The organism is Pseudomonas sp. C9-3 (genome assembly GCF_032392015.1).
Lineage (GTDB): Bacteria > Pseudomonadota > Gammaproteobacteria > Pseudomonadales > Pseudomonadaceae > Pseudomonas > Pseudomonas nitroreducens.
Genome location: NZ_CP135919.1, coordinates 2,501,744 through 2,528,370 on the forward strand (window position 1 = coordinate 2,501,744; position 26,627 = coordinate 2,528,370).

The following is a 26,627-nucleotide window of genomic DNA, read 5'->3' on the forward strand; positions in this document are numbered from 1 at the left end:
CCATGCCCCAACCGATCCTGCTCACCGGCACCGCCGGACTCGAACTGCCGGCGCCGCAGCCGGTGAAGGAACCCCTGGGTACGCCCGTGTCCAGCACCGCGACCCACGCCGAGGAAGGCGAGGGTGGGCTGCTCACCGGCGTCTGGGAATGCACGCCCGGCCGCTGGCGGCGCCAGGTGTCGTCACGGGAGTTCAGCCATTTCATCAGCGGCCACTGCCTGTTCATCCCGGACGACGGCGAGCCCATCGAACTGCGCGCCGGCGACGCCGTGCTGTTCCCGGCGAACTGTCAGGGCACCTGGGATATCCGCGAGACGGTGCGCAAGAGCTTCGTGATCATTCCCTGATCCCCAGGTCCATCCCGGCAATCTGCGCCGAGCGCAGCGCGATCCAGAGGACGGCCACGTCCTCGGTGGAATCCAGCGAGCGCTCGGTGATTTCCTCGATGCGGCGGATGCGGTAGACCAGCGTCTGCTTGTGCACGTTGAGCAGCTGCGCGGCCTTTTGCCAGGAGCGGTTCTGTTCGAGGAAGACGCGCAGGGTGTGCTGCAACTGGCCACCCTGTTGCGCGTCGTAATCCGCCAGCGCACCCAGCACCCGGCGATGTACGCGGCGGGCTTCCTCCAGGCTTGCCGGCAGCCAGGACTGCTCGCCCTGCGCATCGGCGTAAGCCACCAGCGGTCGCTGGCGGTTGGCATGGGACAGCGCCAGGCGTGCCTCACGCAGCGCCTCCACCGCGCGCAATGCATGGCCCAGCGGGTTGCTATGGCCGAGCACGCAGTCCAGCTCGGCCTGCAGGGCCTGCGCCTGTGCCGGGTCGTTCAGCAGCAGGATCAGCTCGTTGCCCTGGTGGCGCACCAGCAGCCCCATTCCCAGCCGCTGCAGGCGCTGCTGCCAGTGCGTCGGCAGTTCGCCGGCGGCGCGCGCAAGCACCAGGCAGGCGGCATCCACCGGGCAGTTCAGCTGCGCCAGGCGTTCCTGCGCGGCGCGTTCGGTGAGGCGCTGCTGCAGCAGGTCATCCAGCAACTCCGAGCCCAGGCGCAGCATGCGCTCGTGCTCGACCTGGGCGCGTTCCAGCTCGATGCCCAGCACCGCGACGATGTGGTGCAGAAGGCCGTAGTCGAGCAGCTCGCCGCCGGTAGCGAGAATCTCGCAGGTGGCCAGCGACGGCAGTGGCATCACCAGTGCTTCCTGCTCGCCATTGCTGCAGCGGGTCACGGTGTCCGGCACCGAGCGACGCTGGGCGAGGGTTGCCCGCCAACTGTCTGGCAGCGGCGGCAAACCCTCCTGCCAGGGCTGCAGGGTGGCCGTATCGAACAGGTAGAGCTGGGCGCGGACGTCGCTGCACAGCCGCCGCAGCAGCCCGGCAAGGCCGAGCCCGCGCAGGCCGATGCGTGCGCTTTCATAGATGCGTGTCACGGCGCTGCGGCGCTCGTGCTCTTCCTGCTTGCTGGCGTCGACGATGGCGCGGGTGACGGCGGAGAAGGGCACCGCGTAATCGGTCATCAGCAGCGGGAAACCCAGCCGGCAGGCTTCGTCCTGCAGGGCCTGGATATCCGCCGGCGCCTGCATGTTCTCGCCGATCATCAGCCCCGATATCCGTGCCCCGGCCAGGCGTTGCAGGTAGTCGCGCTGCGCTTGCGCCTGCGCGGGAATGCCGATGCCGGTGGTCATCAGCAGGTCACCTTCGCCGAGCCATTGGGTGGGGTCCGCCAGCTCGCACACGTGCGCCCAGCGCAGGCGCCGGCCGACGCCTTCGCTGCCGCCAAGCAGGCGGGTGCGCAGGGAGGCGTTGTCGAGGATGTCCTGGATATGGAAAGGCATGGCGGGTCCGCAGCGAAGAGAAACGGCCGGCAAGCATGCCACCAAGCGCGAGGCCTTGTCGCGCCTGGCTTGAGTGGGCATCGCAGGCTTCGTACCGGGATACGAGCGGGGTCTTCCGAATTGTAGTTCCGTCTGATTGTGGAGCTTGCCCGCGTGCCCCAAGACTAGCTGGCAGTGCGCCATGCGGGCCCTTGGAGGCCCCGGATGGCGCCGCCTGCCGCAAGGCGGGCCGTCTACTCACCGGAGACCATAACAATGAACAAGATCCTGAGTTCCTCCATCGCCTGCGCCCTGGGTTGCGCGGCGACTTTCCCTGCCTTCGCCGACCTCACCGTGGTCTCCCACGGCGGCGCCAACAAGGCCGCCCAGGTCAAGGCCTTCTACCAGCCCTACATGCAGCAGAGTGGCAGCCGGCTGATCGCCGACGAGTTCAACGGCGAGATGGCCAAGGTCAAGGTTCAGGTGGACACCGGCAGCGTTTCCTGGGACGTCGTCGAGATGGAGATGCCGGAACTGGCGCGCGCCTGCGATGAAGGCCTGCTGCAGGAGATCGGCGAACAGCCGGGCATTGCCAAGCTCGCCCCTGAACTGCTGGACGGTGCCGTACAACCTTGCGGCGTCGGCTTCTTCGTCTGGTCCACGGTGCTGGCCTACAACGCAGACAAGCTGAAGAGCGCGCCCACCGGCTGGGCGGATTTCTGGGACACGCAGAAATTCCCCGGAAAGCGCGGTCTGCGCAAGGGCGCCATGTACACCCTGGAGTTCGCCCTGATGGCCGACGGTGTGGCGCCCAAGGATGTGTACAGCGTGCTCGCCACCAAGGAAGGCCAGGACCGCGCCTTCCGCAAGCTCGACCAGATCAAGCCGAGCATCCAGTGGTGGGAAGCCGGTGCGCAGCCGCCGCAGTACCTCGCGTCCGGCGACGTGGTGATGAGCTCCGCCTACAACGGCCGGATCGCCGCCGTGCAGGATGAAAGCCAGCTGCGCGTGGTGTGGAACGGTGGCATCTACGATATGGACGCCTTCGCCATTCCCAAGGGTGCGAAGAACACCGAGGAAGGGCTGCGTTTCATCCAGTACGTATTGCAGACCGAGCAGCAGAAGAACTACGCGCAGCAGATTGCCTACGGCCCGGTGAACCGTGCTGCCGTCCCGTTGGTGGACGCCGCGCGCCGCAGCAACATGCCCACCGACGAGGCCAACCTGGCCGGCCAGGTGGCGATGAACGCGGCCTTCTGGGCCGACCACGGCGAGCAGCTGGAGCAGCGCTTCAACGCCTGGGCCGCCAAGCAGTAAGTCTTCCCAGTGTGCGGTCCCGCCCGCACTTTCAGGCCACCTTCGGGTGGCCTTTTTTGTGGGTGGAGGGGCCGGACCGTGAAGGGGATGCGCCCGCGATCAGGCTTCGCCTGCGCGAACCGGAGACCGGTGCCTTCGATGTTCGCGAGCAAGGACTAGGCGTCCCCCCCCTCGGTCCTACGAAGAGCCTGCTGCGCCGTGCGTTGCATCCTGTAGGAGCGAGCTTGCTCGCGAACCAGGGCCTGCACAGTCGGGAACGGCTCGCGGACAAGGTCTGCTCTTGCGGGAACGCCGGTAGCTCGCCCACAAAAAAGCCCATCGGGGTCACCGATGGGCTTTGGGGTCAGGCTGGATATCGGATCAGGTCGCCAGGCTCAGCGATGCCGACTGCTGCAGCGAGCGGCCCTTGGTTTCCGGCGCCCAGGCCAGGCAGATGAAGAACGCCAGCAGGGTGATCGCCGCACCGATCAGCAGGGTCGCCTGCAAACCGATGGACTCGATGCCGATCGGCATCAGGTAGGTGCCGGTCGCCGCGCCGATGCGGCTGAAGCCCACGGCCACACCCACGGCAGTGGCACGCACGGAGGTTGGGAACAGCTCGTTGGGGTAGATCCATTCCAGGATGCTCGGCCCGCCGGAGACGAACGCATAGAAGGCAAAGGCGCCGACGATGAACCAGGCCGGCGCGTCCGCCCACAGGCCCAAGGCCAGCAGCGGCAGCGCCATCAGCGCGAAGGGCACCACCACCATGGGCCGGCGGCCCCAGGTTTCCACCAGTTTCAGCGCCGGGATCACGCCGATGGCGAAGAGAATGGCGATCATCAGCTCGCCCAGGGTCGAGGAGTTTTCGCCTTTGATGCCGGCAGTCAGCAGGATCATGCTGCCGAAGGTGTAGAGCACGTATTGCGGGGTGATCTGCGCGAAGTAGAGCATGCCGCACATGATGGTGCGCTTGAGGTAGCCGCCCGAGGAAATCATCTTCAGGTCGCTCTTCCACGAGCGATGGCGGCCGCCGTCGTTCAGCTCGGCAACGTCGGCGGGGGTGATCACCACGTCCTTGCCGTAGACCAGCTTGATGACCTTCTGCGCTTCCTCGATGCGGCCCTTGCTGGCCAGCCAGCGTGGCGATTCCGGAATGCCGCGGCGGATCAGTACGACGATGATGCCGACCACCGCGCCGCTGAACAGCATCCAGCGCCACAGCGAATGGTCGCCCGTCCAGGAAACCATCAGGTAGCCGACGATGAAGGCGGTCATGGCGCCGCAGGACCAGGCCAGGCCGGACACGCCGATCATGAAGCCACGGCGCTTGGACGGGGTGAACTCGGTCAGCAGCGAGGTGGCGATGGGGTAGTCCGCGCCGACCGCCAGGCCGATGACGAAGCGCAGCACAATCAGTTGCCAGGCCTCGGTGACGAAGGCAGACAGGCCGCAGGCGATCACCAGTATGGTGAGGTCCAGGGCGTACATGGTTTCCCGGCCGATGCGGTCGGTGATGGCGCCGAACACCGTCGCGCCGAAGAAGATGCCCAGCAGCGAGGCGGCGCCGATCAGGCCTGTTTCCACCGAAGTGGCGGCGATGTCCTGGCCGAAGCCGATCAGCGCGATGCCGATCAGGCTGAGGATATAGCCGTCCAGGAACGGCCCGCCGCAGCAGGCCAGCAGCAGCTTGCGGTGAAATTTCGATACCGGGGAATGTTCAATGACATCAAACACGCTCATGGGTACAACCTTTGTTGAATTTATAAGTGGCCGGGCAGGCGGCTGCCGAGAGTCGGCAACGGGCGGCAGGAGCCCGCGTTCAGCGGCCGGCGAGGGGAGGCAAAGGTTGCAGGGGTGGGTCAGGGCGGACAATCCACCCAAGGTAAGAAGCGCCGCGTAGGGGCCTGTACGATCGTATGAGCGCCTGCGATTGCGCCCGCCGCAGGTTTCAGCCGGCGGGTTGCAGCAACAGGTGCACGGTCGCGCTGCAGGCCTGGCCGGGCAGGTGGGACACCTGCAGCTCGCCGCCGATGCTGTTGATCAGGTGCTGGGCAATGCTCAGGCTGAGGCTGCTGCGCGCCGGGTTGCGGGCGGGGTAGTCGCGGGTCAGCTCGGAGAGTGAGTACGCGCGCATTTCGCGGCGTCTGCTGCCCGGCAGGCCTTCGACGGTAATGCGCACGGCCATCTGTTCCTGCTTCGGGGTGGCGGCAATGCATAGCCGGACACTGCCGTCATCGGTCAGGTCGATCACGTACAGGCCCAGGTGCCGCAACGCCTCGCGCAGGGACTTGGCATCGACCAGCAGCCGCTTGCGCGAGCGACTGTCGGTTTCCAGCTTCAGGGCCAGCTGCTTCTGCCCGGCTTGGCCGTGCAGGGCTTCGAGCACCTCGCTGGAGAGCTCGTCAAGCCGCGTGGGCAGCAGCGGGACTTCATCCTGGGCGATGAGCGCGCGCTTGAGCGAGGCGCCATGGACTCGCAGCTCGTCGAGAATCGCTTGGGCCTGTTCGAGGGCCGGGCCGCCAGGCTGCCCCAGGGTATCGGCCAGCGCCTGGATGCGTTCGTTCAGGTGCGTAGTCGCGCTGGTGAACAGGTCGGTCAGTTGCTGATGCGCCAGTTCGCCAGCTTCGGCGCGGCTGCGCAGCTCTTCGAGCTGGTCGTAGCGTTCGGTGATGTCGGTGCTGCAGCAGATCATCCCGAGCAGGTTGCCTTCGCCATCCCGGTAGGGCGTACCCCAGTGGTGCAGCACACGGCGCTCACCGTGGACGGTGAGCTCGATGTCCTTGTTGAAGGACTGCTCCTCACTGATCGCGCGCTGCAGGAAACGCAGCATGTTGCGGGCGTCGCTGGGCGAGTACCAGTCCACCTCGGTGGTGCGGGTGCCGAGCACGTCGTCCAGCTCTGCCTGGTACAGCTCCAGGTGCGCCGGGTTGGCATAGACAAGACGTGCCTCGGTGTCGCGAACGTAGAAGGCCGCCGGCAGGCTTTCGACCATGGAGCGCCACAGGGGCGCCCCGCCGGCATCGGCGTCGGTGCCATGGGCATCGCTGGCGGGTGCAGCAAGGTGGTTGCGGCGGGCGAAGTCGATCAGCTCGAGCATGCTGGAAAGGTTGAGCTTGCTGCGCATGCGCGCCCGGTAGGTGCTGACGGACTTCTCGCTGATGGTCAGTTCGTGGGCGATCTCCTGGTTGCTGTAGCCGCTGGCGAGCAGGCTGAGCACGCTCAATTCACGGTTGGACAGCGAGGCCACGCGCTCGGCGTCGTTCTCGTGCAGGCTGCCGCGGTGCACGCTGCCGAGCATTTCGGCCGGGAAGTAGCTGTGCCCACGCAGGACAACGCCCAGTGCTTCCTTGAGGCGCTCGATGTCCTGGTGCTTGCTGACGAACCCCGAGGCGCCTGCCTGCAGGAAGCGGCCGACGTAGTGCTCCGAGTCCTGGGTGCTGTAGCCCAGGATCGGCAACGTCAGCCCCCTTGCGCGCAGACGCGAGATGACATCCAGGCCGGTGAGCTGCGACAGGTCGATATCGATGATCAGCAGGTCCGGGACCAGGCGCGTGGCCAGGCTCAGGGCTTCGAGGCCGTTGCAGGCTTCCCCGACTACCGTGTGGCGCTCCGCCTGCAGCAGCATGCGCACGGCGTAGCGGGTCATCGGGTGTTCGTCCGCGATCAGTATCCGCGCCATCTCTATCCCTCTGGTCTGCTCTCCACTCTAGGGCATGGCGGCGGCTTTCGTGTAGTCATTTTCCTACAAGTCGTGACTGGATTTCGCATCCTCAGTTCATGGCCACTGGGAAAGAATGCCTGCAAAGACTCCCCATTCCCCTCAAGGTGACCGATATGAGTCGCACTCGAATCGTCAGGGCCGGCATCCTCGTCGGCTCGCTGGGTGTCGCTCTGGTCATAGCCGGCAGCGGCTTCCTCGCCTGGCACCTGGTCATGCAACATACCGCTGAACGCCTGGAAAGCCTGGCAAGGCTTGCCTCCGAACGCGCGGACCGAACCTTGGCCCAGGCCGCGACCGCGCTGCGGCAACTGAACAGCTCGCCGTTGCCGCCCTGCTCGGTGGAGGGCATCGAGCAGATGCGCCTGGTGGCCATCGACACACTGGCGGTGAAGGCGGTCGGTTATGTCGAGGAAGAGGTGTTCGTCTGCAGCTCCTGGGGCGCCGTCACGTCCCCGGCACAGCGCTGGCCGGAAGACTTCCGTACCCGCGAGGGCCTTGGCGTGTCGATCAACGTGCAGCCGTTCGTTGTGCCGGCCAAACCCATGCTGGCCCTGCGCGATGCCGCGTTCAACCTGCTGATCGAGCCGGAACACTTCCTCGAGACTTCCCTGGCGCCCGGTGTCAGCCTGGCGCTGGGCACGCCCACGGGGCACTGGCTGGGTACGCCTGCCGCCGGTTTCGCCCAGGTGCTGACGCGCATCCATGGCGAACCGCACTCCGGCTTGCAGGACGGCTACGTGTACGCGCGGGTTGCGCACGGCAATTGGCAGACCGTCGCGGCGGTCACCCGCCAGGAAATTCTCGGCGACCTGTGGCGCGAAATGCTGATGCTCGCACCGCTGGCCCTGCTGATTTCGGGCCTGTGGTGCTGGCTGGTGGCGTGCCGTGTGCGGGCATGGCTGTCGCCCTTGGCCGTACTGTCACGGGCGGTTGCAAAGGGCGAGTTTCATGCCTTCTACCAGCCCATCCTCGACCTGCGCGACGGCCGCTGCATCGGTGCCGAAGCGCTGGTACGCTGGCGCCGCGCAGACGGTTCGCTGGGCATGCCTGACAGCTTTCTTCCGCTGGCCGAATCCAGCGGCCTGATCGAGCCCATCACTGCGCAGGTGATCTCCGGCGTTTGCCGTGAGCTGGGCGCCAGCCTCGTTTCGGGGCAGTTGCAGCACGTGTCGATCAACCTGTCGGCGCGCGATGTAGCCAGTGGCGCCTTCCTCCCGTACCTGACGCAGGAACGGCAGCACGCCGGCATCGCCGCCCAGTGCATCTGGCTGGAAGTGACCGAAAGCAGCCTGCTGAGCATCGATGCGGCGCACCGAACACTGGCGCAGAGCCGCGCGGCAGGGCACCCGATTGCCCTGGACGACTTCGGCACCGGGTACTCCAGCCTGCAATACCTCAGGCGGCTGCCGCTGGACCTGCTGAAGATCGACCGCTCCTTCGTCCAGCCGCTCTCGGCCGGCACGCCTTGCCCGGTGACCGACCACACCATCGCCATGGCGCGTCAGCTGAAGCTGCTGCTGGTGGCTGAAGGCATCGAGTCCGACGAGCAACTGCAGTACCTGCGCCAGCGTGGCGTGCAGTACGGTCAGGGTTGGCTGTTCGGCCAGGCGATGCCGCTGGAAGCATTCTTAACCTTCGTAGCCGGCCACGACTGGCAGGCTGCGTCATGATTTCCCCTTCCCCTGAACACAGGATGATCACCATGAAAGCTTCCCTGCTGCTGTTCTGCCTTGCCACTGTCACCCCTGCGTTCGCGCTGGCTGCCGACACCGTCACCACGGTCCCGGTGCACTTCGCCAAGGGCGCGAGCAGCGCCGCCGTCAAAGGCAGCTTCAAGGGCTACGACACGGTCCTCTACACGCTTTCGGCCAAGGCTGGGCAACACATGAAAGTCGGCGTCACGGGCAGCAGCAATGCCAACTTCAACCTCTTCGCTCCGGGCGACAAGCCGGGCGAATCGACCGCCCTGGGCGCTGGCTCCGTCGGCCAGGACTGGAGCGGTGCGCTGCCAGCCTCGGGAACCTACAGCGTGCAGGTCTACCAGATGCGCGCCAGCGCGCGGCGCGGCGAGACGGTGAACTACAGCATCCACTTCACCATCGAGTAACACCGAGCCGCCTTCCGGGCGGCTCAGGGCTTCTCGGCCCAGGTCGCCAGGAAGGTGGGCATGCAGGCTCCTCAGGAAGTCTTGTTGCCGCGCAGTGCCAACGCGGCAATCGCGCAGGCCAGCAGGGCGATGAAAGAGAGATAGAAGGCATCACCATAGGCCATGAGAAAGGCTTCATGGCGGACGTGCGCGGCGAGGCGGGCGAGGGTTTCGGCTTGCGTCGGCAGCCATTCGTTGATGACGAAGGCGCTGCCGGGTTCGTTCTGCAGGCGCTCCTGCAGAGCCGGCGAGAAGACATCCAGCTGTTCGCCGATACGTTCGGAATGGAAGCGCTCGCGTTGCGAGACGATCTGCGTCAGTGCCGCCGTGCCGACCGCGCCCCCCAGGTTGCGCAGCATCGAGAACAGCGCCGAGGCCGAGCCGGCTTCCTGCTTCGACAGGCCGGACACCGCCAGCACCGACAACGCCACCATGATGAAGGGCTGGCCGATGCCACGCACCACGGTCGACGGGATGATCACGTTGGCAGCGCTGTCGGCGTCCAGGTAGACCCCCAGGTAGCACCCCAGGGCCATGATGGCGAAGCCGCTGGCGACCATCAGCTTGGGGTTCAGCCAGCGCATCAGGCGCGGCATCAGCGGTGCCAGGACCAGTTGCACGAGGCCGTAGGCGATCAGGCTGACACCGATCTCGCGGGCGTTGTAGCCATGCAGTTGCGACAGATAGTTCGGCACCAGGAACACCAGACCGAAGGTCGCCGCGCCGAAGATGAACATCGCCGCGCTGGCCACGCCGAAGTTGTAGCCTGCCAGCAGGCGCAGGTTGATGAACGAGCGCCGGCCGAACAACTGCGTATGGATGAACAGCAGCAGGGCGATGACGCCGATGGCCAGCATCCAGACGATGAACTCGGAGCCGAACCAGTCCTTGCGGCCGCCTTCCTCCAGCACGATCTGGATCGCCCCCAGGCCGACGATCATGCTGGCGATGCCCAGCCAGTCGCCCTGGCGCAGCTTCTGCAACTGCATGGGCTGCGGGGCGATGGCCCAGGCCACGGCAGCGAGCAGGAGCACGCCGGGGATCAGTTGCAGGTAGAAGATCCAGCGCCAGCTGTAGGCATCGGTGAGCCAGCCGCCGATGGAGGGCCCGGCGGCCTGCGCAACGCTGTTCGACAGGCTGAACAGCGCCATGCCCATGGCCATCCGCGAAGCCGGCAGTTCGGTGATGATCAACTGGAAGGACAGCGGAATCAGCACCGCCCCCGCCGCGCCCTGGATCACCCGAATGCTGATCATGCTCGCGAGGTTGGGTGCGAACGAGCAGGCTACCGAGGCCGCCAGGAAGATGCCGGAGCCGACCAGCATCACCCGGCGCAGCGAGAAAACCTGCACCAGCCAGGCGGTGAGCGGGATCATCACGATCTCCGCGACCAGGTAGGCGGTGGAGATCCACGAGCCTTCCTCGAAGGTCGCGCCGAGCGAACCCTCGATTTCCGGCAGGGCGGCGCTGGTGACGTGGACGTTCATGCCGGCCATGAAGCAGCCGAACAGTCCGCCGATGACCGCTACCCAGGCCTTCAGCGAAGTCTTTTCCGCCTCACTGGTCATGCCGGCCGGCCTCACTGTCCTGGCGCGTATCCACTTCGGCGATCACCGACATGCCGGGCAGGATCGGTACCTGCTGGCGGGCGTCGGCAGCGAGCGCGATCTTCACCGGGAAACGCTGGACGATCTTGGTGAAGTTGCCGGTGGCGTTGTCCGGCGGCAACAGGGCGAAGAGCGCCCCCGAGCCCGGCGAGAAGCTGTCCACCCGGCCGTGCAAAACCACCTGGGGGAAACTGTCTACGCGTACCTCCACCGGCTGGCCGGGACGCATCCGGCGCAACTGGGTCTCCTTGTAGTTGGCCACCACATAGGACTGTTCCACCGGCACCAGTGCCAGCAACGGCAGGCCGGGCGTGACGTACTGGCGCTGGCGAACCCGGCGCTGGCCGACCACGCCGGCGATGGGCGCGCGGATCAGCGTGTCTTCCTCTTCGTGCTCGGCCAGGGTCAGGCTGGCATCGGCCTCGGCGGCACGTGCCTGCTGCTGGGCGAGCAGCGCCAAGGCCTGATCGCGGCTGGCCTGGAGCACGCCCAGGCGCGTGCGCTGGCGGCTGGCAGCGGCCTCTGCACGGCTGACGGCTGAGCGCGCACGGGCAAAGTCGGCGGTGACGCTCTCCAGGCGCTGGCTGCTGGCGGCCTGCTGGGCGACCAGGTCGCGGTAGCGCTGGAAGTCCAGTTGCGCGCGCTGGCGTTCGGCACGGGTGCTGTCGACATCGGCAGCGGCCTGGTCGATCAGCGCCTGCTGCTCCTTCAACTGCGCGTCGAGTGTCACCAGCGCAGCCTGTTGTGCGGAGATGGCGGCCCGAGCCTCGGCCTGCCGCGCCTGAGCCTGCAGCAGGCGAGCCTGGTAATCGCGAGGCTGGATGCGCACCAGGGGGGTGCCGGCGGCAACCTTCTGGTTGTCATCCACCAGCACCTCGGCAACGTAGCCGGAAACCTTCGGGCTGATGGTGATCCAGTCGGCGCGCACATAGGCGTCATCCGTTTCCTCCAGGTAGCGGCCGACACTGGCCCAGTACAGGCCGTAGCCCAGCGCGGCAACGACGAGGGCGCCGCCGCCAAGCCACAGCAGGCGGCGCTGGTTTCGCTTCCTGTCGACCTGGGCCGCCCGTTCGGCAGATTCGGCTTGTTGGTCATCGACGGCAATGTTCATCGCGCGGGTCCCTTGGCAGTGGTGGAATGTTCGGCAAGCTGATTGGCGGGCATGTCCTGCCAGCCGCCGCCGAGGGCATGGAAGAGTTCGATCTGGCGCTCGACCAGTTGCCGGTCGGCCTCGGCCTTGTCCGCTTCGAGACGGACCATGGCGCGTTCGCTGTCGAGCACATCGAGGAAGTCGAGGGCGCCGGCCTGGTAATTCACCTGCGCCAGGCGGAAGGCGTTGCGGCTGCTATCCAGCGCACTGCCGAGTGCCTCGCGATGGCCGGTCTCGCCGCTGTAGCGCGCCAGGCTCTGGCGAACGTCCTTGAGTGCCACCAATACCTGCTGCTGGAAGCGTGCGAGTTGCTGGCGCTCGTGGGCCTGAGCCCCCTCGAGGCGGGCGCGGGTGGTGAGCAGGTTGGGAAAGCTCCAGCTGATCAGCGGCCCGACCGCATAAGTGATCGCCTCGTGATCGCCGAGGTCGTGCATGCGCTCGGCGGAAGCGGTGATCGATGCACCGAAGGACACGCTCGGATAGAAGTCGGCCTGACACACGCCGACTTCATGCCCGGCGGCCGCCAGTGCGCGCTCGGCGGCGCGAATGTCCGGGCGGCGCTGCAGCAGCGACCAGCCATCGCCGACCGGAAGCGCCTGACTCAAGCGAGGCACGCTGCGGCAGTCGGTGACAGCAGCGGGCAACTGTCCCGGCTCGCTGCCGGTGAGCACGCTGAGCTCTTCCAGCGCGGCCTGGTGTTCGGCCTGCAGGCGTGGCAGCTGGGCACGGGTTTCCTCCAGCAGGCTGCGCACGCGGTCGACCTCCAGGTCGGTGACCAGCCCGGCGCGGCGCTGGCGGACCGTGAGATCGAGGCTGCGCGCCACGGTCGCGATCGAGTGCTGCTGGATGCTGGCGCGCGCGGCATAGGCGCAGGCATTGGCATAGGCACGGGCGGTACCGGCGGCGACGTTCACTCGCAGTTGGTCATGGGCTGCTTGCGCCGCCTCGGCGTTGGCCTGGGCGGCGAGGATCGACTGGCGCACCTGGCCCCAGAGGTCGAGCTGGTAGTCCAGCGCGAACCCCGGCACATGGTTCCACTGCGAACCGGCTCGGCCGCCGCTGGCCTTGGCTTCGGTTTGATCATCGCTGGTGCGGCCGTAGAAGGTTTGCCAGCTCGCCGTGGTACTCGGCCAGCGCTGCGCCCGCGCCTGCCCCAGCAAGGCCATCAGCTCATCGACACGGGCCAGGGACGCCTGCAGGTCCTGGTTGTGTTGCAGGGCTCGGGTTACCAGTTGGTCCAGCTGCGGGTCCTGGTACAGCCGCCACCAGCGGGCGGGCGGCTCCTGCGGGTTGGTACCGGTGGCGAGCGTTTGCCAGTCGGCGCCGGGTGAAAGCCGGGAAGTGGGCGCTTGATGATCACTGACCGCCGAACAGCCACTCAGCAGCAGGCCGGCGCCGGCCAGTACGAGCAGCGAATGTCGCGGGTTGAATGCAGGTATGGGCATGTCGGGGAGTCACTTGGTTTCGGACTCCCGCAGGTTAGGGATTCAGTCGGTGCAGCTCTCTCGCACGACCGACAACCAGCCTCGCGAAAATGACAACCGGCCTGCGCCCAGGCTCAGCAACTGGCCGCCTGATAATGGCTGGGCGATTGCCCGAGGATGCGCTTGAAGGTCTGGGAGAAGGCGCTCGGGCTCTGGTAGCCGTGCTCCAGGGCCACTTCCAGTACCGAGGCGCCGGCGATCAGCCGTTGCAGGCTGAGTACCATGCGCACGCGGGTGCGCCAATCGCCGAAGTTCATTCCCAGCTCGCGCTGGAACAGACGGGCGAGGGTACGGCTGCTCATGTTCAGCCGCTGCGCCCAGTCCTCCATGCCGGTTTCATCCGCCGGTGCGCCGATCACCGCGTTGCACAACCGCAGCAGGCGCGCGTCCCTTGGCATGGCGAGGTGAATGCCGACCGTCTGCGCCGCGTCCATTTCCACCAGCAGCAGTTCGTGCAGGCAACGGCGGCGGTGCTCGTTGCCCTCGCTGGCCTGCACGGCACTGGCGGCCACCAGCAGCTCCCGCAGCAGGGGCGTCACGGCGATCAGCTGGCAGTGCTGGCCGCCCCAGGGCCAGCTCGAAGCGGGCATGAACAGGGTGCGCATCCGCACGCTGCCGAACATGCGGATCTGGTGCTCGGTGCCCGGCGGCACCCAGAGTGCGTGGCCAGGCGGCACCACCCAGTTCTTCTGCGCAGCGCCGACCAGCATCACGCCGGAAATCGAGTGGATCAGCTGTGCCTGGGTGTGGCAGTGGGGCAGGATTTCCTCGCCATCCTGGTGGTCGTAGGCCAGCGCTTCGAGGGACATGGCGCAGGTCATGCTGGCTGACCTGCGCGGCGGTTGGGGGTATCGAGCGGCGTCATGCGGGACTCCTGGTTGAGTCAGCATTCTAAATGAGGCTATCCGGCATAATTTGGCGTTGTATTGTCGAGACAATAATTAAGGCGCAATAAATCATCAAAAATCAGCAGGTGCTTGGCGTCTTCGTAAAGTTTTTCTCTTTTCAGTGAGAGGAGACATAACCCGACGCTTCCTGCGCGGGGGGAATCGCAAAGTTTTCCCGCATGCGCTCGGCCTCTGCCAATGGCGTTCGGCCGAACAGGCGCTTGAATTCGCGGTTGAACTGCGACGCACTGGCATAACCGACGGCCAGGCTCGCCGCCTGCGCCGTCATGCCCTGGCGCACGATCAGCAGCCGAGCCTGGTGCAGCCGCGTGCACTTGAGGTACTGCATGGGCGATGTGCGCGTGACGGCCTTGAGGTGGCTATGGAATGACGGAACGCTCATACCGGCTTCGCTCGCCAGTTGCGGCAGGTCGATGGGGTGCGCGTAGCTCGTATGGATGCGCTGCAGAGCCCTGGCGATATTGCCGAAGCGGCCGCGCATGGCCAGCGCCGCGCGCATGGCATTGCCCTGGGCGCCAGTGAGCACGCGGAAATACAGCTCGCGCAGCAGCGCCGGCGCGAGGATTGCCGCTTCCAGCGGCTCGCCCAACGCTTCGAGCAAACGCAGCACCGACTGCTTCAGCGCCGGGGCCATCGGGCTGGAGAACAGGCTGCGCGGCGCGTCCGTGGTGGGAGAGTGGCCCATCTGCTCGATCTGCAACATCAGCTCGGCGGCAAGCTGGAAGTCCAGGTGCAGGTAGATGGCCAGGAGCGGGTGCTCCGGCGTGGCGTCGGTTTCCATGGTGAACGGCACGGGCACGGCGACGGCGAGGTAGTGCTGCTCGTCGTAGAGGTAGATCTCCTCGCCGAAATAGCCGCGCTTGCAGCCCTGGCAGACGATTACGATGCCGGGGTCGTAGAGCACCGGGGTGCGCGCCAGCGGACGATTCGAGCGCAGCAGCCGCACGCCGGGCAGCGCGGTGAGGTTGTAGCCCTCATGGGGCGCCAGTGCGGCGAGCAGGGCGGCCATGCGTGCCTGCTCGGGGCAGCTTGCTTCGATTTCCGTCTTCATAGAATCAGGCAATAAAGTCAGAGTTTGAGGTCTGCGAAATGGCGGTGACGCTGAGTATTGTGCACTCAATTCCCCAGCAACGGAGTCACCCCATGTCACCTCGCAAGAACCTGCTGATCACCGGCGCCAGCAGTGGCTTCGGCCTCGCACTGGCCCGTGAGGCGCTCGCCGCCGGGCACCGTGTGGTCGGCACGGTGCGCAATGAACAGGCCCGCGCCGAACTTGAAGCCCTGGCACCCGGGCAAATCTTCGGGCGCCTGCTCGACGTGACCGATTTCGATGCCATTCCGGGCCTGGTCGCAGAGATCGAGGCCAGCGTCGGCCCGCTGGATGTGCTGGTGAACAGCGCCGGCTACGGCCACGAGGGCATCCTCGAGGAATCGCCGCTGGAAGCGATGCGCCGGCAGTTCGAGGTGAACGTCTTCGGCGCCGTGGCGATGATCAGGGCGGTACTGCCGTACCTGCGCCAGCGGCGTCGCGGCCACATCCTCAACATCACGTCCATGGGCGGCTACATCACGATGCCGGGGATCGCCTACTACTGCGGCAGCAAGTTTGCCCTGGAGGGCATCAGCGACGCGCTGGGCAAGGAGGTCGAAGGCTTCGGCATCGTGGTCACGGCGGTGGCACCAGGGTCCTTCCGCACCGATTGGGCGGGGCGCTCCATGGTCCGCAGCCCTCGCTCGATTGCCGATTACGACGCACTGTTCGACCCGGTACGCCAGGCGCGGCAGGAAAAGAGCGGCAAGCAGCCAGGTGACCCGGTGAAGGCCGCGCAGGCGATGCTGGCAGCCATCGAGGCACCAGAGCCGCCACGCCACCTCCTGCTGGGCAGCGATGCGCTGGGCGTGGTGCGGCAGAAGCTTGCAGCGCTGGACGAGGAGTTCACCCGCTGGGAGGCGCTCACCCGATCCACCGACGGCTGAGACGCAGGTCAGTGCCTGGCGTTGCGTTCCTCGGGGCGCAGCGTGAGCACTTCGAAGCCCGTGGCGGTCACCGCCACGGTGTGTTCGAACTGTGCGGAGAGCTTGCCGTCGAGGGTCACCACGGTCCACTCGTCCTTCAGGGTTTTCACGCCCGAAAGTCCCTCGTTGAGCATGGGCTCGATGGTGAAGACCATGCCTTGCTTGAGGATCTGCCCGGTGCGCGGACGGCCGACATGCAGTACCTGCGGCGGCTCGTGCATCTCGCGACCGATGCCGTGGCCGCAATAGTCCTCGACCACGCTGTAGCCGTGCTGCCGGGCGTGCCGCTCGATGGCGTGGCCCACGTCGCCCAGGCGGGCGCCGGGCTTCACCGCGCGGATGCCTTTCCACATGGCTTCGTAGGTGATGTCCACCAGGCGCTTTGCAGCAGGCGAAACCTTGCCGATCAGGTAGGTTTTGCTGGAGTCGGCGATGAAGCCGTTCTTCTCCAGGGTGATGTCGAAGTTGACGATGTCGCCGTCCTGCAGGCGATCCGCCTCGGAGGGAACACCGTGGCAGACCACCTGGTTGCGCGAGGAATTGAGTACGTAGGCGAAGCCGTACTGGCCCTTGCTGGCCGGCCGCGCCTGCAGTTCGTCGACGATGTAGCGCTCGACCCGGTCGTTCACTTCCAGCGTCGTCATGCCTTCCAGCGGCAGGCCGTCGACGAAGCCGAAAACCTTCGCCAGCAGCCTGCCGGACTCGGCCATCAGCGCCAGTTCCGCGTCGCTCTTGATCATTTCGCGCCTGCCGTGGCCGGGTACTTCACCCCGGCCTCCTGCAATTCGCGGGTGAGGATCTCGTTGAAGCTGAGGGTCGGCTCCAGCTCGCAGAGCATGCCGATCTTGATCCAGAAGGCCGCCTGCGCGTTGATCGAACGGCAGGCGACGGAGCTGGCGCGGCGCAGCTGGTCATGTAGGTCGTCGTCCAGGTTGATGATGCCCATACAGGTCTAACTCCGGCTATATGAAGTATTACAAAACATATTGAAATCATATTGCGCCTGCCGGGCTAATGCAAAAGAGCTTCGCCACTCTGCATTCAGCGAGACGGCTGAACCGTGGTGTCGTCCTGCAGATCCCGCAACAGGTCGACCAGTGCGCGCGCGCAGGCGGGCAGGGCCTCGCGGTCGCGCAGCAGCACGCTGCGCTCGCGGACCACCCAGGGCTCGTCCAGCGACAGTATTCGCAGGTTCATGGTGCGGCTGTGGCGCACGGCGGCCGTTTCCGGGATGACGCCGATGCCGACACCGGCCTCGACCATCCGGCAGATCGCCTCGAAGCTGGCTACCTGGATGCGCAGGTTGAGCTCGCCACCCATGCGGTCCACCCGCTCGCGCAGGAAGCTCTGCAGGGTGCTGCCTTCGTGCAGGCCGATGTGCGCGTAGTCCAGGGTATCGGCCAGGGTCAGGCGGGGCAGGGCGCACAGCGGGTGGTCCGGGGCCACGGCCAGCACCAGCCGGTCGGTGCTGAAGTGGACGATCTGCAGGCCCTCGGCACGTACCGGGCCGGCGACTATGCCCAGGTCCGCCGAGCCATCGAGGATGGCGCGGACAATGTCGCGGTTCAGCCGTTCCTGCAGGTCGACACTGACGCCGGGGCGTTCGGCGAGGAAGTCCGCCAGCAGCTCGGGGAGAAACTCGGTACACGCGGTGGTGTTGGCGAAGATGCGGATGTGCCCGACCTGGTCGCCGGCCTGGCCGCTGAAGTCGCTTTTCAGATGGTCCACCTGGCGCAGGATCAGCCGTGCGTGCTGCAGTAGGCGCTCCCCGGCAGGAGTCAGCTCGACCCCGCGGTTGTCCCGATATAGCAGTCGGCAGTCGAGTTGCCCCTCCAATGCCTTGATCCGCGCGCTGGCGGCCGCGGCGGAAAGATGGGCACGGCGCGCGCCCTGGGTGAGGCTGGGGGCTTCGGCGATATGGATGAAGAGACGCAGGTCGGCGAGATCGAAATGCATGCAACGGGTTCCCGCTAGGCTTGGGGATGGGAGTGGCGTTCGTTTCTGCTTAACGCTGGATTATGAAAATGTGGATTCGCCGAACGCAAGCCCCTGTTGCATCCTCGGCTCATCCACTCTGCCAAGAGGTCACCCATGAGCGATTCGCCGTACGCCGACTGGATCGGCCGTTCCCAGGAACGCGAGGAAGAATTGAGTGCCGTGCTGGTCCGCCGTCTGGCCGTGACCCTCGCGGAAGACGTACCGGCCGCGGGCGATGCGCTGCCGCCGCTGTGGCACTGGATGTTCTTCCAGGACGAGGTGGTCGAACCCGGCCTGGGCGCCGATGGCCATCCGGCGCGCGGTGGCTTCCTGCCGCCGGCCGATGGGCGCAACCGCATGTGGGCTGGCGGCCGCCTGGAGTTCCATGAGCCGCTGCGCGTCGGCGGGCTGGCGAAGCGCACCACGACCATCCTCAATGTCGAGGAAAAGCACGGCCGCACCGGCTCGCTGCTGTTCGTCACCCTGCGCCATGAATTCCACCAGGACGGCCGCCTGGCCTTCAGCGAGGAACAGGACATCGTCTACCGCGAACCGACGCCGCCCCGGCTCTCCAGCGGCGACGCGCTGCCGGCCGGCGACTGGAGCGAGGCCGTCGAGCCGACACCGATCCTGCTGTTCCGCTATTCCGCGCTGACCTTCAACGGCCACCGCATCCACTACGACTGGCCCTACGTCACCGAAGCCGAGGGCTACCCCGGCCTGGTGGTGCACGGCCCGCTGATCGGCACCCTTAACCTGCGCGCGTTCTGCCGCGCCAACCCCGAAGCACGCCTGCGCCGTTACGCCTACCGTGGCTTGCGCCCGCTGATCAGCCCCGAACCTTTCGCAGTCGGCGGCCGCCTGAGCGGCCCCGGCAAGGCCGAAGTCTGGGCTGGCAACGGTGCCGGCATCGCCCAGCGCGGCGAAGTGGAATTCGACTGATCGCACCCCTGCGGTGCCCTCCCAACAAGAAAAGAGCAAAGGTGATTCGATGACTTCCACCCCCGAAGAACTCCAGGCCATCCGTGAAGGCGTGCGCGCCCTGTGTGCGGAGTTCCCCGCCGAGTACTGGCGCCGGATCGATGAAGAGAAAGGCTTCCCCGAGGACTTCGTCCGCGCCATGACCGAAGCCGGCTGGCTCTCCGCGATGATCCCGGAAGAGTACGGCGGCTCGGGTCTGGGGCTGGCCGAGGCCTCGGTGATCCTGGAGGAGGTGAACCGCTGCGGCGGCAACTCCGGCACCATCCACGGGCAGATGTACAACATGTTCACCCTGCTGCGGAACGGCAGCGCCGAGCAGAAGGCCTACTACCTGCCCAAGCTCGCCAACGGCGAACTGCGCCTGCAGTCCATGGGCGTCACCGAACCCACCACCGGCACCGACACCACCAAGATCAAGACCACTGCCGTGCGCAAGGGCGACAAGTACGTGATCAATGGCCAGAAGGTATGGATCTCGCGCGTCCAGCATTCCGACCTGATGATCCTGCTGGCCCGCACCACGCCGCTGGCCGAGGTGAAGAAGAAGTCCGAAGGCATGTCGATCTTTATCGTCGACCTGCGCGAGGCCATCGGCAACGGCCTGACCGTGCAGCCGATTGCCAACATGGTCAACCACGAGACCAACGAGCTGTTCTTCGACAACCTGGAAATCCCCGCCGGCAACCTGATTGGCGAGGAGGGCAAGGGCTTCAAGTACATCCTCGACGGCCTCAATGCCGAACGCACGCTGATTGCCGCCGAGTGCATCGGCGATGGCCGCTGGTTCACCGAGAAGTCCGCGCAGTACGCCCGTGACCGCGTGGTGTTCGGCCGCCCGATCGGGCAGAACCAGGGCGTGCAGTTCCCCATCGCCGAGGCGCACATCGAGATCGAGGCCGCCGACCTGATGCGCTGGCGCGCCTGCGAGGAGTACGACAACGGCAAGAACGCCGGCGCCGCCGCCAACATGGCCAAGTACCTGGCGGCCAAGGCCAGCTGGGAGGCTGCCAACGCCTGCCTGCAGACCCACGGCGGTTTCGGCTTCGCCAACGAGTACGACGTCGAGCGCAAGTTCCGCGAGACGCGCCTGTACCAGGTGGCGCCGATCTCCACCAACCTGATCCTGTCCTACGTGGCCGAGCACCTGCTCGAACTGCCGCGCTCCTTCTGACGAACCGGGACGACAAGCGATGAACAATACCCACGCCCTGGCCGAATTCCTTGCCGGCCTGCGTTACGAAGACCTGCCCGCGGCAGTGGTCGAGTACACCGAAGAACTTTTCCTCGACTGGCTCGGCTCGGCCCTGGCCAGCCAGAACCGCCACCCGATCCCGCTGTTCCAGCGCTATGCCCAGCGCATGGGCCCGGCAACCGGGAAGAGCCGCGTGCTGGTGGACGGCAGCTCGACTTCCGCGTACTTCGCCGCGCTGGTCAACGGCGCCAGTTCGCACCTGGTGGAACAGGACGACCTGCACAACAGCTCCGTGCTGCACCCGGCCACCGTGGTCTTCCCGGCGGCCCTGGCGGCCGCGCAGGAACTGGGCAAGTCCGGCCGCGAGCTGATCCTCGCCAGCGTCGCCGGCTACGAGGCGGGCATCCGCATCGGCGAGTTCCTCGGTCGCTCGCACTACCGCATCTTCCACACCACCGCCACGGTCGGCACCCTGGCCGCTGCGGTGGCGGTGGGCAAGCTGCTGGGGCTGGACAGCCGCCAGTTCGTCAACTGCCTGGGCAGCGCCGGGACCCAGGCCGCAGGCCTCTGGGAATTCCTGCGCGACGCTGCCGATTCCAAGCAGCTGCACACCGCGAAGGCGGCTGCCGATGGCCTGCTCGCTGCCTACCTGACGGCCGACGGCCTGACCGGCGCGCAGAACATTCTCGAAGGCGAGCAGGGCATGGCGGCCGGCATGTCCAGCGACGCCGACCCGAGCCGTCTGGTGGACGGCCTGGGCACCCGCTGGGCACTGTGCGAGACCTCCTACAAGTTCCACGCCTCCTGCCGCCATACCCATCCTGCCGCCGACGCGCTGCTCGGCCTGATGCAGCGCGAAGGGCTGGCGCACGGCGATATCGCCACGGTCACCACCCGCGTGCACCAGGGCGCCATCGATGTGCTCGGCCGCGTGGTGGTGCCGCAGACGGTGCACCAGGCGAAATTCTCCATGGGCACCGTGCTGGGCCTGATCGCCGTGCATGGCAAGGCCGGGCTGGTGGAGTTCGAGGAGTTTTCCCTGAAGGATCCAAACGTCGCGGCCTTCCGCGAGAAGGTCGCCATGCAGCTCGATGCGGAAGTGGACGGCGCCTACCCGCAACGCTGGCTGGGCCGCGTCGACGTGCTCACCACCGACGGTCGCCAGCTGCACGGCGCCATCGACGAGCCCAAGGGCGATCCGGACAATGGCTTGAGCCGTGCCGAGCTGGAAGACAAGTTCCGCCGCCTGCTGGCCTTCGCCGGCCAGCGCGGCAGCGCCGAAGCGGATCGGCTGGTGCAGGCCAGCTGGCGGCTGCACCAGCTGTCGAACCTCGACGACTTCCACTGAAACAGACTCGCGGGCGGCTAGGCCGCCCGATCCCACCGAATCATAGCGTCGGCCACCCGGCCGGCGTCTGGAGTTGCCCATGAGTTCGCGTCCCCTCGACGGGATTACCGTCGTCAGCCTGGAACACGCCATCGCCGCACCGTTCTGCACCCGCCAGTTGGCCGACCTCGGCGCCCGCGTGATCAAGATCGAGCGCCCCGGCGTCGGCGACTTCGCCCGCGGCTACGACGAGCGCGTGCGCGGCCTGGCCTCGCATTTCGTCTGGACCAACCGGTCCAAGGAAAGCCTGTCGCTGGACCTCAAGCAGGAGCCGGCGCAGGCCGTGCTGGAGCAGTTGCTGGAGCAGGCCGACGTGCTGGTGCAGAACCTTGCCCCCGGCGCCGCTGCGCGCCTGGGCTTGTCGTTCGAAGCGCTGCACGAGCGCTTCCCGCGGCTGATCGTCTGCGATATTTCCGGTTACGGCGAAGGCGGCCCCTACGAGCAGAAGAAGGCCTATGACCTGCTGATCCAGAGCGAAAGCGGCTTCCTCTCGGTCACCGGCGGCCCCGGCGCCGACGCGATGGCCAAGGCCGGGTGCTCGATCGCCGATATCTCCGCCGGCATGTACGCCTACAGCGGCATCCTTTCGGCCCTGCTGCTGCGTGGCAGGACCGGCGAGGGCAGCCGCGTCGAGGTGTCGATGCTCGAAGGCATGGCCGAGTGGATGGGCTTCCCCATGTACTACGCCTTCGAAGGCCAGTCGCAGCCGCCGCGTGCCGGCGCCGCCCACGCCACCATCTACCCCTACGGGCCGTTCCCCACCGGCGATGGCGGCAGTGTGATGCTCGGCGTGCAGAACGAGCGCGAGTGGAAACTGTTCTGCGAGATCGTCCTGCAGCGCCCGGAGCTGGCAACCGACCCGCGTTTCACCGCGACCAGCCTGCGCGTGGCCAACCGCGATGCCCTGCGCGAATCGATAGTCGAGGCCTTCTCGGCCCTGGGCGCCGAGCAGGTGGTCGAACGCCTGAAACAGGCGCAGATCGCCAATGCCCACGTCAACGACATGCGCGGCCTCTGGCAGCACCCGCAACTGGCGGCCCGTGACCGCTGGCGCGAGATCGACAGCCCGGCCGGCCGCCTGCCGGCGCTGTTGCCGCCGGTGAACAGCAACGCCTATGCCCCGCGCATGGACGCCGTGCCGGCGCTGGGTGAACAGACGGATGACCTGCTCCGGGAACTGGGGTATACCCCCGGTGATATCCAGCGCCTGCACGAGCAGGGCGCGGTATGACCCAGGAGAGCCCAATGATTCAGGATACCCCGGCGGATTCCATCGTACGGACCGCGTTGTTCGTTCCCGGCAGCCGCCCGGAGCGCTTCGCCAAGGCCTTGGCCAGCGGCGCCGACGCAGTGATCGTCGACTTCGAGGACGCCGTCGAGGCATCGCTCAAGGCCCAGGCGCGGGAAAACCTCGAAAGCTTCCTCGACGCCAACCCGGAGGCGCGCGTGCGGGTACGGGTGAACGCCGCTGGCGATCCGCAGCAGGCGGCCGACCTCGAACTTTGCGGGCGCCTGCCGGGCGTCACCGGCATCCTGCTGCCCAAGGCCGAACGTGCCATGCAGGTGCGCATCGCCGCTTCCTCCGGCAAGCCGGTGTGGCCGCTGATCGAGAGCGCCCGCGGCCTGCTCGCGCTGGGGGAGATCGCCGCCTGCGAGGGCGTCGAGCGCCTGACCTTCGGCGGCCTCGACCTGGCGCTGGATATCGGCATGAGCAGCGGCACCCAGGCCGCCGCGGTGGTCTACGACCAGGTACGCCTGAGCCTGCTGCTGCATTCGCGGGTGAACGACCTGCAGCCGCCGCTGGATACCGTGTTCCCCGCCTTCGATGATGCCGAAGGGTTCGCCGCGACCATCCGGCATGGTCGCGACCTCGGCCTGCTCGGCGCCCTGTGCATCCATCCCCGACAGGTCGCTGTGGCCCATGCGGCGCTGGCCCCCGGCGCTGACGAACTGGACTGGGCGCGGCGCGTGGTGGAGGCCTCGCAAGGCGGCGCGGCGGCCTTCCAGGTCGACGGGCAGATGGTCGACGCGCCGGTGCTGGCCCGCGCCCGGCGACTGCTGGCCAGCGCTGGCGGTTGAACGACTGTCTGTAGGAGCGAGCTGGCTCGCGAACCTTTTCCGCCGGTCGCCGGTGCCAATCGTTCGCGAGCAAGCTCGCTCCTGCATGGTCGGCCGGATTTCGCGAAACGCCTCGGCAACGCAAAACTGCGGTCTTGACCGAGAGCACCGTCAAGGGACAGGTGGCTGATCTAGGCTAGGGGACACAAGGCTCCCATGCGCGGGCCTGCGCAGTAGCGACCCGGAGCCTTTCGACCCCATGCCCGATACCTCACCACGGCAATCCGCCCGCTTCGACTGGCAACGTTGGCTGCCAGGGCTGGCCACCCTGCGCAACTACCAGGCGAGCTGGCTGCCCAGGGACCTGGCTGCCGGCCTGGTGCTGACCACCATGCTGGTGCCGGTGGGCATCGCCTACGCCGAGGCTTCCGGCGTACCGGGCATCTACGGGCTGTACGCGACCATCATTCCCTTGCTGGCCTATGCGCTGTTCGGCCCGAGCCGCATCCTCGTGCTTGGCCCGGACTCCGCGCTGGCCGCGCCGATTCTTGCGGTGGTGCTGGTGCAGGCGGCGGGCGATCCGCAGCGGGCCATTGCCATCGCCAGCCTGATGGCGCTGGTCTCCGGCGTGGTCTGCATGGTCGCGGGGCTGCTGCGCCTGGGCTTCATCACCGAACTGCTGTCCAAGCCGATCCGCTACGGCTACATGAACGGCATCGCCCTGACGGTGTTGATCAGCCAGTTGCCCAAGCTGTTCGATCTTTCCGTCGAGAGCCGGGGGCCGCTGCAGGACCTCTGGTCATTGGGCCGGGCGCTGCTGGGCGGGCAGGCCAACTGGCCGAGTTTCGCGGTGGGTGGTGGCTGCCTGGTGTTGATCCTCGCACTCAAGCGCTACCGGCGCCTTCCGGGCATTCTCATCGCGGTGGTGCTGGCGACCCTGTCGGTCAGCCTGTTCGACCTCGGCAGCCGCGGCGTCAAGGTGCTCGGCGAGTTGCCCCAGGGGCTGCCAGGGTTTGCTTTTCCCTGGGTGAGCGGCATCGACCTGGTGGAAGTGCTACTGGGCGGTATCGCCGTGGCGCTGGTGTCATTCGCCGACACCAGTGTGCTGTCGCGCACCTACGCGGCGAGGCTGAAGACGCCGGTTAACCCCAACCAGGAAATGTTCGGCCTGGGCGTGGCGAACTTCGCATCCGGGCTGTTCCAGGGCATCCCCATCAGCAGCAGCTCCTCGCGTACGCCGGTCGCCGAGGCCGCGGGGGCAAAGACCCAGCTCACCGGCATCGTCGGTGCCCTGGCGGTGACCCTGTTGCTGCTGGCGGCGCCCAACCTGATGCAGCACCTGCCCACCAGTGCCCTGGCTGCGGTGGTGATTGCCGCGGCCCTGGGGTTGTTCGAGTTCACCGACCTCAAGCGCATCTTCCGCCTGCAACAATGGGAGTTCTGGCTGTCCATGGGCTGCTTTGCCGGCGTGGCGGTATTCGGGGCCATTCCAGGCATCTGCATCGCCGTGGCGATCGCGGTGATCGAGTTCCTCTGGGATGGCTGGCGACCGCACCATGCCGTGCTGGGCAGGGTGGACGGCGTGCGTGGTTATCACGACGTAACGCGTTACCCGAATGCGCGGCGCATTCCCGGCCTGGTGTTGCTGCGCTGGGATGCGCCGCTGTTCTTCGCCAATGCCGAGCAGTTCCAGAACCAGGTACTGGCGGCGCTGAACCAGTCCCCCACGCCCGTGCAGCGCCTGGTGATCGCGGCCAGCCCGGTGACCAGCATCGATATCACCTCCGCCGACATGCTCGCCGAGCTGGACAAGATCCTGGAGCAACGCGGGGTGGAATTGCAGTTCGCCGAGATGAAGGACCCGGTGAAGGACAAGATGAAGCAGTTCGAGCTGTTCGAGGGCCTGGGCGAATCGGCATTCCATCCCACGGTGGGCGCCGCCGTGGATGCCTACCTGGCCGACTCCGGCGTGGACTGGGAGCCCTAGGCGCCTGTCGATCAGGCGGCGCCCAGGGCTACGGTGGAGCAGGGCCCAAGGCTCACCCTGACAGTGGCGAATCTAGAGCTTCCAGATGGGGCCGTAGGTGCCAAAACACGCGTTCGATAGCGCCTGCTTGCGAACGCCGTGAGTCTGGTAGCCGCCGAATTCGTTGATCTCCAGGGTCAATTGCGGAGTCAGCTCCTTGCCGCTCTTGAGGCGGACGCTGTCGAACACCTGCAGCTTCTTGCCGGTATTGACCACACTGGTCTCCATCCAGGCCTCGGGCGTACTGGCTTCATCCAGGCGGGCCAGCAGTGCGTTATAGAGGGGCAGGTAGCGACCGTCCGGGGCCTTGCAGTCGATGTTGATCTTCTTCACCAGGGCCTCGGCCTCGGCGGAGCTGAAGTACAACCGGCTGCCAAAATCGCGCTGAAGCCTGTCGACATAGGAACCCTGGTCGCCAGCCCTTGCAGTGGCGACCTTCGCAACATCCGCGGACTGCCCGGCAAGCTCGGCCTGGCAGGCCTGCCGGCTCTTGTAGAACGTGTGCGAAACCCTGACGCCTGACGGTTTGTAGATTGCAGAAGCGATCAGTACCTGGCCGTCGGTACTCAGCAGGTCGCCATCCGGAATGTATTCACCGCCCTTGCCCCAGACGCCATCCGGAAGACCGGTCGGCCACTCGACGCACGAGGGTTGCTGGATATCACGGCGCAACTCGTAAACGCGCCCCTGGAGAAAGGCCTGCGTATTTTCGGCAACGCTCGGAAAAGATGTCAGCGACAGGCAGGATGCGATGAATAGCCGAGTCCAATTCAAGAAGCGTCTCCTTGTCACCCGGCGACCTGGCGGCGGGCATTTCTGACTCAGGATAGCTGCGTATCGCGGCGACACCGGGCGAAGAAGTCGTCCGGAAC

23 protein-coding genes are annotated in these 26,627 nt (G+C 66.7%); 11 read left to right on the plus strand and 12 right to left on the minus strand.

The window, feature by feature from the left end; translation table 11 throughout:
* Window positions 1–2: 2 nt before the first annotated feature.
* Window positions 3–347: a cupin domain-containing protein gene (locus RS899_RS11250; RefSeq protein WP_315809940.1), complete on the plus strand. Its 345-nt coding sequence runs from the start codon at window positions 3–5 to the stop codon at window positions 345–347.
* Here RS899_RS11250 and RS899_RS11255 read toward each other — a convergent pair.
* Window positions 337–1,824 carry a PucR family transcriptional regulator gene (locus RS899_RS11255; RefSeq protein ID WP_315809941.1) on the minus strand — a complete coding sequence of 496 codons (1,488 nt, stop codon included), beginning with the start codon at window positions 1,822–1,824 and terminating at the stop codon, window positions 337–339. The two genes, RS899_RS11250 and RS899_RS11255, sit on opposite strands and share 11 nt — an antisense overlap.
* A gap of 255 nt (window positions 1,825–2,079) precedes the next feature.
* On the opposite strand from RS899_RS11255, the gene RS899_RS11260 reads away from it, so the two are divergent.
* Window positions 2,080–3,120 (plus strand): ABC transporter substrate-binding protein, encoded by a 1,041-nt coding sequence (locus RS899_RS11260; RefSeq protein ID WP_315809942.1) that lies wholly within the window; start codon window positions 2,080–2,082, stop codon window positions 3,118–3,120.
* A gap of 360 nt (window positions 3,121–3,480) precedes the next feature.
* Here RS899_RS11260 and RS899_RS11265 read toward each other — a convergent pair whose 3' ends face one another.
* Together RS899_RS11265 and RS899_RS11270 are read right to left on the minus strand one after the other, a co-directional pair.
* Window positions 3,481–4,842 (minus strand): MFS transporter, encoded by a 1,362-nt coding sequence (locus tag RS899_RS11265; RefSeq protein WP_169939022.1) that lies wholly within the window; start codon window positions 4,840–4,842, stop codon window positions 3,481–3,483.
* A gap of 208 nt (window positions 4,843–5,050) precedes the next feature.
* A complete protein-coding gene (locus tag RS899_RS11270; RefSeq protein WP_315809943.1) occupies window positions 5,051–6,781 on the minus strand; it encodes a response regulator in 1,731 nt (576 codons plus the stop codon).
* Between the two features lie 155 nt (window positions 6,782–6,936).
* Between RS899_RS11270 and RS899_RS11275 the strand changes: the two genes are divergently transcribed.
* Both RS899_RS11275 and RS899_RS11280 read left to right on the plus strand, forming a co-directional pair.
* Window positions 6,937–8,493 carry an EAL domain-containing protein gene (locus RS899_RS11275; protein WP_315809944.1) on the plus strand — a complete coding sequence of 519 codons (1,557 nt, stop codon included), beginning with the start codon at window positions 6,937–6,939 and terminating at the stop codon, window positions 8,491–8,493.
* 32 nt (window positions 8,494–8,525) lie between these two features.
* The gene (locus RS899_RS11280; RefSeq protein WP_054910717.1) at window positions 8,526–8,930 is read left to right on the plus strand and encodes a hypothetical protein; all 405 of its coding nucleotides are present in this window, start codon (window positions 8,526–8,528) and stop codon (window positions 8,928–8,930) included.
* Window positions 8,931–9,001: 71 nt separating this feature from the next.
* Here the strand turns inward: RS899_RS11280 and RS899_RS11285 are convergent, their stop codons facing one another.
* The 5 genes from RS899_RS11285 to RS899_RS11305 all read right to left on the minus strand — a co-directional run bounded on the left by RS899_RS11285 (window position 9,002) and on the right by RS899_RS11305 (window position 15,169).
* Window positions 9,002–10,537 (minus strand): MDR family MFS transporter, encoded by a 1,536-nt coding sequence (locus RS899_RS11285; protein ID WP_315809945.1) that lies wholly within the window; start codon window positions 10,535–10,537, stop codon window positions 9,002–9,004.
* Window positions 10,527–11,687: an HlyD family secretion protein gene (locus RS899_RS11290; protein WP_315809946.1), complete on the minus strand. Its 1,161-nt coding sequence runs from the start codon at window positions 11,685–11,687 to the stop codon at window positions 10,527–10,529. Before RS899_RS11290 ends, RS899_RS11285 begins: the two co-directional genes overlap by 11 nt.
* Window positions 11,684–13,171, minus strand: a complete 1,488-nt coding sequence (locus tag RS899_RS11295) for a TolC family protein (RefSeq protein WP_315809947.1) — start codon at window positions 13,169–13,171, stop codon at window positions 11,684–11,686. The genes RS899_RS11290 and RS899_RS11295 overlap by 4 nt, the downstream gene beginning before the upstream one ends.
* Window positions 13,172–13,284: 113 nt before the next feature.
* Complete coding sequence (locus tag RS899_RS11300) at window positions 13,285–14,031, minus strand: helix-turn-helix transcriptional regulator (protein ID WP_315809948.1); 747 nt, start codon at window positions 14,029–14,031, stop codon at window positions 13,285–13,287.
* Between the two features lie 184 nt (window positions 14,032–14,215).
* Window positions 14,216–15,169, minus strand: coding sequence for an AraC family transcriptional regulator (locus RS899_RS11305; RefSeq protein ID WP_315809949.1), 954 nt, complete (start codon window positions 15,167–15,169; stop codon window positions 14,216–14,218).
* 92 nt (window positions 15,170–15,261) lie between these two features.
* Between RS899_RS11305 and RS899_RS11310 the strand changes: the two genes are divergently transcribed.
* Window positions 15,262–16,095: an oxidoreductase gene (locus RS899_RS11310; protein ID WP_315809950.1), complete on the plus strand. Its 834-nt coding sequence runs from the start codon at window positions 15,262–15,264 to the stop codon at window positions 16,093–16,095.
* Between the two features lie 8 nt (window positions 16,096–16,103).
* Here the strand turns inward: RS899_RS11310 and map are convergent, their stop codons facing one another.
* The 3 genes from map to RS899_RS11325 form a co-directional block, all read right to left on the minus strand.
* On the minus strand, window positions 16,104–16,874 hold the full coding sequence (gene map, locus RS899_RS11315) for a type I methionyl aminopeptidase (RefSeq protein ID WP_233299785.1): 771 nt from the start codon (window positions 16,872–16,874) through the stop codon (window positions 16,104–16,106).
* Window positions 16,871–17,080, minus strand: coding sequence for a ParD-like family protein (locus RS899_RS11320; RefSeq protein WP_315809951.1), 210 nt, complete (start codon window positions 17,078–17,080; stop codon window positions 16,871–16,873). The genes map and RS899_RS11320 overlap by 4 nt, the downstream gene beginning before the upstream one ends.
* A 95-nt stretch (window positions 17,081–17,175) precedes the next feature.
* Complete coding sequence (locus RS899_RS11325; RefSeq protein ID WP_315809952.1) at window positions 17,176–18,090, minus strand: LysR substrate-binding domain-containing protein; 915 nt, start codon at window positions 18,088–18,090, stop codon at window positions 17,176–17,178.
* 135 nt (window positions 18,091–18,225) lie between these two features.
* Between RS899_RS11325 and RS899_RS11330 the strand changes: the two genes are divergently transcribed.
* The 6 genes from RS899_RS11330 to RS899_RS11355 all read left to right on the plus strand — a co-directional run bounded on the left by RS899_RS11330 (window position 18,226) and on the right by RS899_RS11355 (window position 25,716).
* Window positions 18,226–19,053 carry an FAS1-like dehydratase domain-containing protein gene (locus RS899_RS11330; protein ID WP_233299778.1) on the plus strand — a complete coding sequence of 276 codons (828 nt, stop codon included), beginning with the start codon at window positions 18,226–18,228 and terminating at the stop codon, window positions 19,051–19,053.
* Window positions 19,054–19,102: 49 nt separating this feature from the next.
* Entirely contained in the window at window positions 19,103–20,263 is a 1,161-nt protein-coding gene (locus tag RS899_RS11335; RefSeq protein WP_315809953.1) for an acyl-CoA dehydrogenase family protein, read from the plus strand.
* 19 nt (window positions 20,264–20,282) lie between these two features.
* On the plus strand, window positions 20,283–21,632 hold the full coding sequence (locus RS899_RS11340) for an MmgE/PrpD family protein (protein ID WP_315809954.1): 1,350 nt from the start codon (window positions 20,283–20,285) through the stop codon (window positions 21,630–21,632).
* A gap of 79 nt (window positions 21,633–21,711) precedes the next feature.
* Entirely contained in the window at window positions 21,712–22,902 is a 1,191-nt protein-coding gene (locus tag RS899_RS11345) for a CaiB/BaiF CoA-transferase family protein (protein ID WP_315809955.1), read from the plus strand.
* A 14-nt stretch (window positions 22,903–22,916) separates the two neighbouring features.
* A complete protein-coding gene (locus RS899_RS11350) occupies window positions 22,917–23,750 on the plus strand; it encodes a CoA ester lyase (RefSeq protein WP_315809956.1) in 834 nt (277 codons plus the stop codon).
* Between the two features lie 238 nt (window positions 23,751–23,988).
* Window positions 23,989–25,716, plus strand: coding sequence for a SulP family inorganic anion transporter (locus RS899_RS11355; RefSeq protein ID WP_315809957.1), 1,728 nt, complete (start codon window positions 23,989–23,991; stop codon window positions 25,714–25,716).
* Between the two features lie 72 nt (window positions 25,717–25,788).
* On the opposite strand, the gene RS899_RS11360 is transcribed toward RS899_RS11355, so the two are convergent.
* Window positions 25,789–26,427: a hypothetical protein gene (locus RS899_RS11360; RefSeq protein WP_315809958.1), complete on the minus strand. Its 639-nt coding sequence runs from the start codon at window positions 26,425–26,427 to the stop codon at window positions 25,789–25,791.
* Window positions 26,428–26,627 lie beyond the last annotated feature (200 nt).